The organism is Halobacillus sp. A1 (assembly GCF_024189295.1).
Lineage (GTDB): Bacteria > Bacillota > Bacilli > Bacillales > Halobacillaceae > Halobacillus_A.
The window spans coordinates 25,737-39,305 of record NZ_JAIZEN010000017.1 but is presented as its reverse complement, the minus strand read 5'-3'; the positions used below and the strand labels follow the sequence as shown (position 1 = coordinate 39,305).

Annotated in this window: 12 protein-coding genes; 7 read left to right on the top strand and 5 right to left on the bottom strand. The window is 37.8% G+C overall.

The genetic code is table 11. The features are described 5' to 3' along the window. Window positions 1-12: 12 nt before the first annotated feature. On the bottom strand, window positions 13-204 hold the full coding sequence (locus LF817_RS15520; protein ID WP_253936719.1) for a hypothetical protein: 192 nt from the start codon (window positions 202-204) through the stop codon (window positions 13-15). A gap of 105 nt (window positions 205-309) precedes the next feature. Further along, window positions 310-2,115: an asparagine synthase-related protein gene (locus LF817_RS15515; protein WP_253936718.1), complete on the bottom strand. Its 1,806-nt coding sequence runs from the start codon at window positions 2,113-2,115 to the stop codon at window positions 310-312. Window positions 2,116-2,584: 469 nt separating this feature from the next. Between LF817_RS15515 and LF817_RS15510 the strand changes: the two genes are divergently transcribed. The 3 genes from LF817_RS15510 (at window position 2,585) to LF817_RS15500 (ending at window position 5,776) form a co-directional block, all read left to right on the top strand. Then, a complete protein-coding gene (locus LF817_RS15510) occupies window positions 2,585-3,745 on the top strand; it encodes an acylneuraminate cytidylyltransferase (RefSeq protein ID WP_253936717.1) in 1,161 nt (386 codons plus the stop codon). A gap of 62 nt (window positions 3,746-3,807) precedes the next feature. Beyond that, a complete protein-coding gene (locus LF817_RS15505) occupies window positions 3,808-4,638 on the top strand; it encodes an N-acetylneuraminate synthase family protein (RefSeq protein ID WP_253936716.1) in 831 nt (276 codons plus the stop codon). 13 nt (window positions 4,639-4,651) lie between these two features. Continuing rightward, a complete protein-coding gene (locus tag LF817_RS15500) occupies window positions 4,652-5,776 on the top strand; it encodes a polysaccharide pyruvyl transferase family protein (protein ID WP_253936715.1) in 1,125 nt (374 codons plus the stop codon). A 156-nt stretch (window positions 5,777-5,932) separates the two neighbouring features. Here the strand turns inward: LF817_RS15500 and LF817_RS15495 are convergent, their stop codons facing one another. Continuing rightward, complete coding sequence (locus LF817_RS15495; RefSeq protein WP_253936714.1) at window positions 5,933-7,147, bottom strand: hypothetical protein; 1,215 nt, start codon at window positions 7,145-7,147, stop codon at window positions 5,933-5,935. Between the two features lie 672 nt (window positions 7,148-7,819). Further along, window positions 7,820-8,524, bottom strand: coding sequence for a DUF421 domain-containing protein (locus LF817_RS15490; protein WP_253936713.1), 705 nt, complete (start codon window positions 8,522-8,524; stop codon window positions 7,820-7,822). Window positions 8,525-8,738: 214 nt separating this feature from the next. On the opposite strand from LF817_RS15490, the gene LF817_RS15485 reads away from it, so the two are divergent. From LF817_RS15485 to LF817_RS15470, 4 genes are all read left to right on the top strand, one after another. Next, window positions 8,739-9,917 (top strand): YecA family protein, encoded by a 1,179-nt coding sequence (locus tag LF817_RS15485; RefSeq protein WP_253936712.1) that lies wholly within the window; start codon window positions 8,739-8,741, stop codon window positions 9,915-9,917. 29 nt (window positions 9,918-9,946) lie between these two features. Next, complete coding sequence (locus tag LF817_RS15480) at window positions 9,947-10,411, top strand: UPF0158 family protein (protein ID WP_253936711.1); 465 nt, start codon at window positions 9,947-9,949, stop codon at window positions 10,409-10,411. 447 nt (window positions 10,412-10,858) lie between these two features. Next, a complete protein-coding gene (locus LF817_RS15475) occupies window positions 10,859-11,368 on the top strand; it encodes a pyridoxamine 5'-phosphate oxidase family protein (protein ID WP_253936710.1) in 510 nt (169 codons plus the stop codon). 242 nt (window positions 11,369-11,610) lie between these two features. Continuing rightward, complete coding sequence (locus LF817_RS15470) at window positions 11,611-12,462, top strand: DegV family protein (RefSeq protein WP_253936709.1); 852 nt, start codon at window positions 11,611-11,613, stop codon at window positions 12,460-12,462. A gap of 285 nt (window positions 12,463-12,747) precedes the next feature. Here LF817_RS15470 and LF817_RS15465 read toward each other — a convergent pair whose 3' ends face one another. After that, window positions 12,748-13,563: an ABC transporter ATP-binding protein gene (locus LF817_RS15465; protein ID WP_253936708.1), complete on the bottom strand. Its 816-nt coding sequence runs from the start codon at window positions 13,561-13,563 to the stop codon at window positions 12,748-12,750. Window positions 13,564-13,569: the final 6 nt, after the last annotated feature.

The window sequence follows — 13,569 nt, the reverse complement described above, 5'->3', positions numbered from 1 at the left end:
GTTCGCGAGTCTTTAACGATAATAAAACACCTGCAGCTGATCTTTCCCATCGATCGTAGCAAGCAGCACATCCTTCAGCTCGGTCTGTAACTGTGCGTCCAGCTCCGATTTTACCCAGCCCTCCTGTTTCCCGAGTTGGAGGTCTTCTATCGTAACGGGTTCAAGTGCCATTAAGGAAAAATAGAAGTCGTTAGGTGGTTCCAATGAAAAAAAGTACGAGGACGAGGGTGGTAATAAGAGCCCATTTTAAGCCGACGTCGTGGTCCGCCAGCGTGTTGGCGATACTATTGGAGGCAGACATCGATAAATCTAGAAAGTGTATCCCATCTTCTTAAGGGATAAGCCCAACCAGGCCACTCTCATTTTTATTCCAATATCTTTTTCGATAACGCTGTTTAATTTTTCAATATTAACCATACCGGATTCTTCCATTGCTTTTTTTGCATGCACTATACACTCCCCAAAATCCAGGTTGTGATAAAGTATATTGTAAATGATTTTCCATATTTGAGAAGCATTGACCGTATTCTCTGAACTCTTTTCTTTATTTATCGCTTCCCTTACCTGTAGTAGGCCATGTTTTTTAACTTCTCTATAAGTCTTATATTTAGGTCGGAATATATCTTTAATACCGATCCGTAAGTTACTATATTGAGGAAGTACCGGTGCACTTGTATATATTTGGAGACTGCTAATGCCGTTTAGTCTGCAACATTCAGTGATTGCACGCAGGTCTTCTCCCTGACAATAGCCTAATAATTTTGTCATCAATAATAATTCACGACCCGTTTTATACGTTTTTTTATCATATAGGTCGATCATCTTTCCAAATTCGCTTGTCAACATTCCTTCATAGAATTTTTTTCCGTTTGCATTCGCAGCTTCTGAAACATATAATCCAATAGTTTTTGGGTATCCATTTCCTTTAACAGCATAGGTAGCCATGTAGTTCTCTCTTGTAAGGGGCAAATCCATGTTGATATATTTCCAGATTCGCTTGAAACCTTTAGAGTAGTGATTGTGATCTAACACCTTTTGGAGGAATTTATCTGTACTATATAGACGCATAATATATTCATTTAAGCCTGTTTTTTGAAGGCGTTCGGAGAAATTCATTCTTCCAGGCTTTAAATAGGTTTTTATCAACTTTTTATATACTTCTTTTATAGAAGTATCATTCGTATAACTATAATTATAGATCGCATCCGCATTTTGGCCACTCATAAGAATTTCATACCCGTTTTCCCGGGCATGAGAAGCCATATAAATCCATAGTCTGCCATCTTTATACTCGAATGGAAGTACATCGCCGAGTTTTCCCTGCCACTTATCGTAGAAATTCTTTATCTTAACTTCTACATGATTTACGTCTAGATTATACAGTTCAGCAATTTTTCGAACTCCTAATTGATCTTTAATGTTATCGTCGAGCACTACATCTTTAATTTCACCCGTTACATAGTCGAGGTTTATTTCATTGTTCTTCGCAATACTCGCAATATGCATAGAATCTAGTCCTCCAGAGAGCATCATTAATGGAGCCTTTTCATCACTTCTACTTGAAATGGCTGATAAAACCTCAATTATAGAATCTTTTACGCTTATATTTTTCAGTTTTGGCATTTTCAGATATTCTTCAGTTACCTCATTAGTTGCGAGTTTGTATGCTTTAGTAGGTGCTAATAAATGAATCTGCTTATAAAACGTACCCCCATTCCACGTATGGTCCCAGTTCAAGAAGTAAAAAATTTGAAACCAATCTAACTCCAGATCTGTGTTCTGGGGAAGTGAATATAAGTCATTACTAATGAAAATGTCCTCCCCAATTTCATTCATATACATTCGACAGTGGCCATAAAAATCAACCGCAAAATTAGTGATTTGTCCATTTTTTGTTTCCACACAAAAATAATCACCAGTCAATCGAGGAATCAGTTCGTTAAACTTGATGTTTTTTAAATCTCTTAATTTTTCCGGTGAAAATGCTGAGGAGTCTAGTAGCAGTGGTGTTCCATAAAACAACAGCAAGGATTCATGATGTGTTACATCTATGATATAACTTGGTTTTATATTTGCATCCCATATACCAGTTGTCTTATTGATTGTGATTTTCATACTCCTCCTCCTCATATAAATATATCGCTCGAAAGTATTTAGGTAATCTTTAATTTAGTTAAAGAAGCAGCCCTTATCTCGGGTATCCCATATCATAGAGATTATTTTTGACAATCTCAGGTGCAGCGGAAAAAAGAACACAGAAAGAATCTTCTGAGTCCTCGGACAAGTTTTTGTTTGACAATTGGTTCACCAATCCCAAGATATTTCACACAACTATCGTTTGAACACGTTATATTATGCTTTCCCTCCGCTCAATAGAAGAGTCGACGATCGGCAAACGCTTCTGTTTTTGCTGCGATGAACTGGAAAATACGAAATATACGGAAGCTCTTTAGATTGTACTGAACCTTTTCTGGGAAGCTCTGGCTTCTGGATGCCTGCTTATGGAAAGGGATAATGATGGTTTCAAGTAATATTTACAAGGGAGATGAGTAGTTATAAGTGAAATGGTCAGGAGGTATCTATCTTGAAAACAACTGCTATCATCCCTCTAAGAAAAGGTTCTAAAAGTATAGTGAACAAAAATAAAAAGAAAATATTGGGGAGACCATTATTCACATGGGTGTTAGGGGAAGCAATTGCTAGTAATCTTGATGAAATATACATTTACACAGATGATGAATCTATCATAAATTTTGTTAAAAATGAGTATAAATGGACGACTAAGGTGTATGTGATGGTTAGAAGTGAAAAAAGTGCGACAGATGAAGCCAGCACGGAATTTGCTATGAAGGAATTTTCTGCAAAAATACAATATAATTTTGACGTATTATGTCTTCTGCAGGCCACTTCTCCATTGACAACTAAGGAGGATATTAATAAATCACTGGAAAAATTAGTGAATAATAAGTATGATTCATGTTTATCCGTTGTGGAATATAAAAGATTCTTCTGGAATGAAGAAGGTGTCAGTATAAACTATGATTACAATAATAGAGCGAGAAGACAAGATTTTAAGGGGACTTTAGTAGAAAATGGAGCCGTGTATGTTACTACTAAATCTCAATTTATTCATTCAGGTAATAGACTGGGCGGTAATATAGGGATAGTCAAAATGCCTGAAGATACATTTACGGAAGTAGATGAACCAGATGATTTAGTCGTGGTTGAAAAATTATTATTACGTCGTTTAAAACACAAGAAAAAAACACCTACCTCCATTAAAGCAGTAGTTCTTGACGTTGATGGAGTTTTTACGAATGGGAACATAACTTATTCCATCGATGGGGAGTTTTCTAAAGAATATAATATGCAGGATGGAATGGGAATTGAGCTGCTTAGAGAAAGTAACTTACCGATAGTTGTAATGACTTCAGAAAAAAGTGACATAGTAGGTCACAGAATGAATAAATTAAATATTGAGCATGTTTACTCGGGTGTAAAAGATAAATACTCTTTGTTGGACCATTTATTGAAAGATCTCAATCTCAAAAGAAATGATGTAGCATATGTAGGTGATGATGTTAATGATTTAGCTAACCTATGTTCAGTAGGGTGGGGGTTCTGTCCTGCTAATGCAATGGACGAAGTTAAGATGGAAAGTGATGTAATTCTAACAAATAGAGGAGGGTTAAAAGCAATTAGAGAAGTGGTGAGATTCATATTAAATTACAACCAAAGATTTTAGGAGGAATCATCCTGAAAAAGTCTAAAGTCATCGCTGAAATTGGGGGAAATCATAAAGGGGATATGGAAGTTGCGAAAAAATTAATAAAAATAGCGAAAATTTTTTGCAATGCTGAGATTGTAAAATTCCAAAAAAGAAACATAAAAGTATGGGCGGATAGAATGCCTGGAATGTATCACGCTCCCCACCCCAATCCAAATCATTCCTACGGTGAAACTTACAATAAACATAGAGAATTCCTTGAATTTTCTATAGAGCAGCATGCACAGCTTAAAAGATATTGCGAGGAGATAGGGATTACTTATAGTACCTCTGTTTGGGATATTGACTCGGCAAAAGGGATAGCTGCCCTGAACCCTGAATTAATAAAGATTCCATCTGCTTGTAATACAGATTACGAGATGTTGGCATGGTTGTGTGACAATTATTCGGGAGATATTCATGTCTCTACTGGTATGACCGACAAAAAAGAGATGGATCAAATAGTGAATTTGTTTATTCATAAAAAAAGAAATAAAGATGTAGTTTTATATAATTGTACCTCAGGCTATCCAGTTCCGTTTGAAAATGTGGCTTTGTTAGAAATAAATGACCTTAAAAAAAAGTATGCAAACAAAGTAAAAGCTATTGGTTTTTCCGGTCACCATAGAGGAATTGCAGTAGATATTGCGGCATATACTTTGGGTGCTGAATATATTGAAAGGCATTATACGCTTGATCGAACATCGCCAGGTACAGATCATGCAGCTTCTTTAGAGCCTGAAGGAGTAAGAAGGTTAGTCAGAGATTTAGAAAGTGTTAGAAAAGCGCTTAATTATAAAGAAAAAGAGATTTTAGATATTGAACAAGTTCAAAGAAAGAAGTTAAAATATGTGGGAAAATATAAATGGTAAAGGTTGGTACTAGGTGAATGTGCTTCACATCGCAAGTTTTAATGGAAATATAGGAGATATAATCAATCATTCTGGGTTTGAAGCGGAATTCAAAAAGAAAGTTATTAATAATGTAGAGTTTGTAAGGGAAGAGATTCGAGATTATTATAAAGTTAGAAATTTCAAAAGTTTTAATACGGAAAAATTCATCAAATTGGCTAACAGCTTTGATTTAATAGTGATTGGCGGAGGCAATTTTTTATCTCCATGGTTAGAAATATCTAACAATGGTACAACGTTTGACATATCGGTTGAAAATTTTAAAAAAATCACCACGCCCATTTTATTTAATGCAGTCGGTTGTGAAGGAAGCTTAGGATATAGTGAAAAAACACTTCATAAAATAAGAAAGTTTTTCGATCATATCCTCTTATCTGAAGCAAGTGATAAATATTTTTTTACTGTAAGAAATGATGGATCGTATTCTTTTATAAAAGATGTTATTGGCAAGAGTTACTCAAGTAAAGTTTTTGAAGTACCTGACAATGGCTTCTTTTGCCCAATAGAGAATTTGCATCCAAGTAGTAACAGAGAAAAAACGTTAGGTCTATCAATTTCAGAAGATAGATTGAAGGCAAAGCTTTCCCCGAATGAATACAAAGCTTTTATTCAAAAACTCGCATCAATAATTTCCCTCTATGTTAAAGAATCCTATCATATTAAATTTATCCCTCACACCTTTAACGATTATAAAGTTTTAGTAGACTTGTTTGATTGTCTAAAAGATGATGTTGTTAGAAATCATATGGTTGTAAGTCAATTACAGGCCAATAGCAAAAGTGGCAGAGAAGTAATGGGCTCTTATGTTAATTGCGATCAAGCTCTTGTGATGAGGTTTCATGCAAGTATTGCGTGTATAAAGCTGAATATACCTTTTGTTACTTTGACTTTGGACCAAAGGCTTTTATCATTATTTGATAATCTAGAATTAGAAAACATTGTGAATATTAATAAGAGTTGCAGTGTACGTGATATTAAGAAACTTTTTATAAATAGTTCACACAATTATGATGATGTATTGAATCAACTTGACACATCACAATCCATTGTTTTTAACAGGATAAAGAGGTGGGTAAATACCAACAAACTCTTAGAGTAAGATTAATAATTTTAAAGAGGATCACCAGCATGGCATTAATATAGTTCTTAAAAAAAGAGCACCCTCCAAATGGTTCATGGGGATACTTTAATCGATTACTCTTTTACTAGACCTGGGGGAATTGCTTCTTTTTTGGTCTTGAATTATGCAATTCTTTTAGTCTTTCATTAAAAATGGATGTACATAAATCTCTTCCATTAGATCCATATATTTTTCTGGAGTCAATCCTAGTACGGCCTCTAATGTTTCGTCAGCTTCAAATAATTTTACATTCCAAAGATTTTTTATAAAATTAAATTGTGTAATTAGCTCATGAGCTGCAAAAGAATTCCAAGTTTTGGTTTTCTCTCTTTTTCTCCTGAAATAACCTTCATAATAAGGTGTATGGGAGAGAAATAAATTACTGTGGAAAACTTTAACATATCCAGGGTTAAAATGAAGGATGTCGAATAAGGCATTGGGAAGGGCATTGGGACTTCCACTAAACATAAATTCTGCAGGTAAACGAAAAGCTCTTCCTTCCTGCTTAGATATTTTTTCTATCTGAAATTTATATCGAATACTTTTAAAGCACGAAAATTTTATATCATTCAGGAAAGGGGGATCTACATTATTAAGATATTTTGCAGTCCCGCCATTATAGTAAGAAACATCTATTTTACTACCAAAACCGTGAATAGGTAATTCTCCCTTATAATTGAACCTGACTACAACATCAAAGGAGTTGATTTCTTTTGATAAATCTTCTTCTAGTGGTGCAGGCCCCACAATGGCTACGGTTTTCCCGTTTATATAATTAAAAAATGACCAATCCGCTTTTGAAAAATAATTTTTACATAAACTATTCGTCTTTATTTTATCACCTTGCAGCAGGGTGTAGAATATTTCCAGTCTATCCAATACTGATTTATCAAAGTCATTAGCCCTTATCCTTGCAATAATTTCATTTAAACTTTTGATGTCACCTTGATCACCATAGGCTTTAAAGGATTGTAGTAAAGTATTATAAGTGGATTCTCTAAACGAATTATACGTTGCACTTTCAATTGCTTTTGCTCTAGCAATATGAGCCACTTTAAAAAGGCCATTTGATATAAATAAAAACACTAAATCATTCCACTTGATAGTCGGTAATAATTTTGCTTTGAGGTTAGACGTATGCTTAATAAGCCATTCGGAATAATTATTTGCGTAGTTTTTTAAATTGTGTCTTTGTTCTATAGATCTCACTACCAACTCTAAATAATCACTAGATAACCCTTCATAATTCTCAAAGTTACCATTATATAATGTGTTTAACGTTGATAACCCATTTTGAAAAGCGTGACTATCTCCAACTTTCAATATTTTTAATAGCTCATTTGATTCCATTTTTCATTTAACCCTATGTCACTATCTTTATCTAATAATGTGTTTTTTTTGGTGTTTGCCTGTATTTCTCTTTTCAAAACTTTTCTCTCCTTGATATTTGGTAATCCGCATATAATAATCATGAATTTGACTAAGTGCTAATCTACAATGAAGTACACTATTTTTATAGAATTTAGGGTTTAATGTATTTTCCGGTTTTACCATTATCTATCATAATATGATAAGGCTGTTGGTTTGGTTACTTTTACATATTTAATACATCGAAATTTATAATCCGGCAGTGTCGGTCGTGGTTCATTAGATATGATAGAGAAGAAGCTGCATGTAAATTGACCACATCTACTTTGTAAGGAATGGGGGACTCTTCCATTTGCTAGATTATTATAGTTTACTTATCTGTGTTTAAACACTTTTCATTAAATAAAAAATAAAGTGCTCGATAGATTAACGTACCGGGGGTCTGACCCCAAAATTCTTAGAAAAGAAACGAATGATTGTAAAAGAAGAGGTATCCAGTAATAAGATGAGTTGTATGATCAAGGAAGAATTTCCCGCATGGAATGGTAAGTTGATGGAATAACCATTAAAAGATAAAGCCCCAGGCGTTAGAAACTCCGCCTGGGGTGTTGTTTATAAAGAAGTTTGGCTGTATGATCGCTAGTTCGCGGATATCTAACGATAATAAAACACCTGCAGCTGATCTTTCCCATCGATTGTAGCGAGCAGTACATCCTTCAGCTCGGTCTGGAACTGGGCGTTCAGCTCTGCTTTCACCCAACCCTCCTGTTTTCCTGTTGCCAGCAGTTCTTCCTTTATGAGCTTTCCTTCTTTAATAATCGTTCTCGGCAGGTCAAACGGCTTTACGGTCAGCTGGAGATCGCCCGGCGTAACGGGTTCATGTTCCGGTTTAAGGTAAACGGAAAGCTGGCCGCTGGTTTCCCATGTAGCCAGTCCAATGTTTTCGACAGACTTGACTTGCAGCATCCGCATTTCTTCTAAAAGGAGATCCATCGATAATCGGGCTTTTTTCATTCCATCATAAAGAATCTCCCCGTTACGGATGATGGGAATTGGTGAGTTATTGACAAGCTTGTTGAACGTGTTCCATTTTAACGTTCCATAGATTGTTCCAACGTAAAAAAGGATGAGGGCTAGGGTGGTAATAAGAGCACCTTTTAAGCCGACGTCGTGGTCCGCCAGCGGGTTGGCGATAATGTTTCCTATGATTAACGCCAGCACAAAGTCGATCATCCTTAATTGTGAGATGACCCGCTGGCCGAACATGCGGGCGACCACGACTAGAAAAAGATAGGCGACAGCAGCTCTGAGTATCCACTCGATGGCTGTCAGGCTGTGCTGGGGTTGAAAGAAATCCATACGTTCACGTCCTTTTTATGTAAGCTTTTCTTAGTTTGTACGGCTCTTCTTTTCTTAAACAAGGAAGCACGTTTTATAAAAGAACAACCCTCTTCCATGATTCATTTTCTCTTACCATTTGATAGAATGAATATAACAGTGAACGGAAATAAAGGAGTCCAGCAGGCTCTTTGTATGAGAAGATATTCAGTTAACAGGCGAGGAGGACGAATAAATGAACAAAAAACAATTGGAGAAAAACTTAAGGAAGGGTTTGGAGCGTGAACAGGAGATGCAAAGAAAACGGGAGGAGAAATCCTGGAATCATTCCGACAATTCGGACAAGCTGGAAACTGTTTTAATGCGGCTGACAAAGATTGAGCTGGATGAAATCAGAATGACATTTGATTTCCCGGGGATCAGTGCGTTGAATAAAGGGCAGTTAGTTCAGGAATTCGTCAGATTACTTCCTGAGCACTTTGATCGTTCCGTTTATTTTCTCGATCAGGATCGCTACAAGCTTGTAAAAAGGATTGCGGAGCATGGCCACGTAAGCGGACAAACCTACAATTACTATAAAGCCCGCAACCTGGCACGCTACTGTCTCGCTTTTCCTGCGATGCGCGAGGGAAAACGTGTACTTATTCTGCCGGAGGAATTAATACAGGCTTTTCAGCAGCTTAAAGGGGAAAGACTTGACCAAATTGTTAAAGAGAATACCGAATGGATTCAGCTGACCAGAGGGATGCTGCATTATTATGGTTACCTGAATCATTCGGACCTCCTCTCCCTTCTGGAGAAATATACCGGTACGGAGGTTGAGAGTCTTCGCTACTTCCGTGTCATACGTGCTTATCAAAGCTTCCACCGGGGGATTGTCAAAGCGCATGACGGCTATGCCGATTTCGAGGTCGATGATATTACTATGATAAAGGAAGAGCAAGAGAAACGATCGGATCTTTCTTTTTATCCTTTTACGAAAAAACAGTTGTTACAAGCGGGTTCTGGAAGGATAGGCCCTTCTGAAGCTATGGATCCTTTTCTTCAAATTATCCGGGCGAATTATGATACAGAGAGAGAAGAACGGGAGGAAATCGCCGGTATATATGAAAGCATGATGAAGGAAGGCTATGGCCTGAATGGGCTGATGGAAGATGTACAGGAAACATTTGAAGTTCCATCCATTGAAGTCTTTAAAGAAATTACTGATTCTCTTGTATTCGCACACAATCATACGCGGCTTTGGATGCTGAAAGGGTATAAACCAACTGAACTCTCAAGAGGAAACAAATCAGAATCTACAGTGGAAAAGAAAAGCAACGTGCTTCCGTTTCAAAAGCCGAATAAAACTGGGCGGAATGATCCCTGTCCTTGTGGAAGCGGAAAAAAATATAAAAAATGCTGTGGAAAATAGACCAAAAGAGGAGAGTAGTGTGAAGAACTATGGAAATAAAGCTGGATAACATAATCGAACTCTTAGAAATGGATAACCCTGACTGGGCTATATATTTTGATAAACAGACCTATGATTTTGTGACCTTCAGTCAGGAAATCGCTGGCGACGCCGAAGTTGGCGAACCGTACGATCATTTACCGGAATGGCAGCAAGATGAACGAAAAGCAGCAGATATGGTCATGGGCGATGAATCAGACCGATTCATACGTCTATCAAAGGAAGAGCATGTGGATGAATATAGGATGATCGAAGACTTCTCCTACTCAATAAAGAATGAATCGAAGAGAGCCACCCTGTTAAAAGCCATCCGCGGGCGCGGGGCCTTTCGTCGTTTTAGGGAGCACGTGGAGTCGGCGGGGCTGCTTGATGAGTGGTATGACTTTCGGGAAGAAGGGTATAAGCAAGCGGCCAGAGAATGGTGTGAACAAAATGATATTGCATATGAAGACTAAAATGTCCCACTTGTTTTGTGGGAGAAATCAGGTGCTCAGAGCTGCAGACAGGCTCTGGGCTTTTTTTGTGAACTATATGAAGGGTAGGCGAACTTTTATAAGGATGGAAAAAACAACACGCCCTTATATATGAATCATAAAAAATATTCCACATTATCAACACAACTTTAAAACTATTTACTTTTCTCTCAAAATTACCACGTTGGTGATTGTCCTCTATAGTAAGAGTTGTCAAAACGCCTCTTTTATTGACTATGATGAGGGGGGAAGTATATTTCCAGGCTTGTAAATTTGAACCTCCATATCTTAGAAATTACTGGAATCGTTAACTTGGAAAAGTGTAATGTTGTATCTACCCGGGAAAAGGAAGAAGAAGATCTGATAATTGAACAATTCTCTAAAAAAGGAGAAAAGCAATTGTTGAGAATTCTAAGGAGGGAAGCATAAATGGCTGATCAACACACTGAAAACCAGGAAACCATCAAGAACATTAAAGATTTGATTAAAGATGAGAAGGTGGCGATGCTGACCACGTTATCTCAAGAGGGCAGGCTGATGTCCAGGCCAATGCATACGCAGGAAGTACAAATGGATAAGGGAGAAGTCTGGTTCATTACAAAAAAAGATACGGATAAATATGAAGATATCAAACGTAACCCTGCCATTAATCTGGCATATGCAGGCAGTTCCTATGTATCGATCAGCGGAAATGCTGAATTTGTCCAGGATGATCATAAGAAGAAAGACTACTGGAATAAGATTATCGAAAAAGTGCTGAATGCATCCGCCGATGACCCGAATGTTGTACTGGTCAAAGTAACCCCTGAAATCGCTGAATACTGGGAATCCGGGATGAGTGTCAAAGTAGTTAAGGAATTTGTGAAAAAAATGACAAGCAGTAAATCAATAGACGAAGGTAATAATCTAAAAGATACTGTTCATTTTAATGAACATTAAAGGTAAATGAGGGGTAGGTTCTTAGCAAAACTGAGCGACGTCCCTTTATTTCTTTTGATACCACTAAAATAATTCTTCCAGCGGTTTGAAGGAATATAATATTTGATAATGCCTGGCCCCGTCCTGCAAAACACTAACGCAGTGGGGTCAGGCATTTTCACTAATAAGGTTTTCTCATGTATAGTTAAAGCATAAAGCAGGAAGAGTGACTCGGACCTAAATATAACCAAGGGGGAAATAGTATGCGGAGGATCATCTTATCGACCGAAAGCGGTGCTGACTTACCAGGTGATTTAGCGGAAGAGTACGATATTCAAGTCGTTCCCATGCACATCATTATGGATGGTAAGGATTATTTAGACGGTTCTTTGCCGGTCCAGGATATCTATGACTACTATGAACGTACGAAGAAAATACCCTCCACTACTGCAACAAATACTCATGAGTATCAAGAATTTTTTTCAGCGATAAGAGAGAACTTCCCAGATTGCATCATTATCCATATTGGTTATACATCAAAAGCGTCGTCTTCTTTTCAAAATGCTGTTATTGCTGCGGAAGAATTTGGAGACATTTTTCTCATTGATGCTTTGAACGTTACGGGAGGATTAGCTGCGATTGTATTGTATGCCGCTGATTTATTAGAAAAAGAACCTGACATTGAACCGGGACGCTTAGTTGAGAAAATAGAGGCAGTCGTTCCTAAAGCAAGGCTGGCTTTCATCCCAGGCAGCCTGGAATTCCTTAAAGCGGGAGGACGGGTAAGCAATATGGCTTCTCTGATTGGAACGCTGTTGAAAGTAAAGCCTTGCATAGAGTTGAAAGATGGAAAGTTGATGTCTACAAAGAAGTACCGCGGGAAAATGAATAGAGCTACTGAAAAACTCTTGAATGATTACTTGAATGATTTCAACATCGATAGAGAGCAGCTTTATTTTATATACTCCATTGGACTCGACGAAGAAATCAAGCAGCGGATGGATGAGGTGGCGAAAGAAAGTGGATTCCAAAATATAAGATGGATCCAGGCGGGCGGTATGATTTCGACTCATTCTGGAGCCGGGGGATTTGGGGTAGCAGGGTTAGAGGAATAGACTGGCTAGACTAGGATGGAGTGGAATGCAGCTTTTCATGTACAAAGAATTTTTAAAAACTAAGACCTCCTAAGTTGTACTTAACTTAGGAGGTCTTTAGCGATTATGTTTTTATAGCTTCTCAAATAGTTTCAGTTGATGAGGGGTTCTGCAACACTTGAATTTGGAGGAGATTCGCTATATAGGTACTTACAGTGCTGTGAGAGGAAAGAGGTGACCCGCCTCCTCTTGCTCAATTCCTTTTTAGGGAGGAAGGTATGTTTTTTTTATTCACCAATTTAAATGTTAAACAAAAACATTCGATCCTACTTGTGCATCTCTCAAAAGGTTGTAGGTTAAAAGCGCCGGGCGTCCAGTTTGAGGATCTTTAGCAAGTTGAGCATCAATTTGAAACACCTCGCCCAATACTTCTTTTGTCATGACATCTTTAGACTCACCTTCTTGAACAATTTTCCCGTTCTTGATCGCCACCATATGATCAGCAAAGCGGGCGGCATGGTTTAAATCGTGGAGTACCATTGCAATTGTCCGATTTTCCTCGCGGTTTAATCGATCAAGTAGTTGCAAGACTTCCAGTTGGTGAGCCAGATCTAAATAAGTAGTAGGCTCATCTAAAAGCAGCAATTCGGTCTCTTGAGCTAATGCCATTGCAATCCAAACCTTTTGTCTCTGTCCTCCTGAAAGTGAATCGATTGGCCGCTCCGCAAAGTCAGATATGCCAGTCACCTCAAGCGCCCATTCAATAAGGTCACGATCTTCATCTGTTAAGCGGCCGAATCCTCTCTGGTGGGGGAAACGGCCATACGTGACCAGCTCGTAAACGGTGAGCCCGCTGGGAGCTTCCGGCGTTTGAGGAAGGACAGCCATTTTTGTGGCAATCTCCCTGGTTGAAGATCTGTGAATGGCTTTTCCATCTAAATAGACCGAGCCTTTTTTAGGTTTTATGAGGCGCGACATGGTTTGTAAAATGGTTGATTTCCCGCATCCATTAGGTCCGATGATGGTTGTAATTTTTCCTTCGGGTAAATGAAGATTCAAATCTTCTACTACCGTCACTTCTCCGTATCCAATTTTCAGTTGTTCAGTTAATAACGAAGTCATATCTAT

Bases quoted from the DNA above. Each gene is read 5' to 3' on its own strand.
- LF817_RS15505 (WP_253936716.1), top strand. From the start codon at position 3,808: ATGGAAGTTGCGAAAAAATTAATAAAAATAGCGAAAATTTTTTGCAAT.
- LF817_RS15465 (WP_253936708.1), bottom strand. From the start codon at position 13,563: ATGACTTCGTTATTAACTGAACAACTGAAAATTGGATACGGAGAAGTG.
- LF817_RS15490 (WP_253936713.1), bottom strand. From the start codon at position 8,524: ATGGATTTCTTTCAACCCCAGCACAGCCTGACAGCCATCGAGTGGATA.
- LF817_RS15485 (WP_253936712.1), top strand. From the start codon at position 8,739: ATGAACAAAAAACAATTGGAGAAAAACTTAAGGAAGGGTTTGGAGCGT.
- LF817_RS15495 (WP_253936714.1), bottom strand. From the start codon at position 7,147: ATGGAATCAAATGAGCTATTAAAAATATTGAAAGTTGGAGATAGTCAC.
- LF817_RS15475 (WP_253936710.1), top strand. From the start codon at position 10,859: ATGGCTGATCAACACACTGAAAACCAGGAAACCATCAAGAACATTAAA.
- LF817_RS15480 (WP_253936711.1), top strand. From the start codon at position 9,947: ATGGAAATAAAGCTGGATAACATAATCGAACTCTTAGAAATGGATAAC.
- LF817_RS15515 (WP_253936718.1), bottom strand. From the start codon at position 2,115: ATGAAAATCACAATCAATAAGACAACTGGTATATGGGATGCAAATATA.
- LF817_RS15470 (WP_253936709.1), top strand. From the start codon at position 11,611: ATGCGGAGGATCATCTTATCGACCGAAAGCGGTGCTGACTTACCAGGT.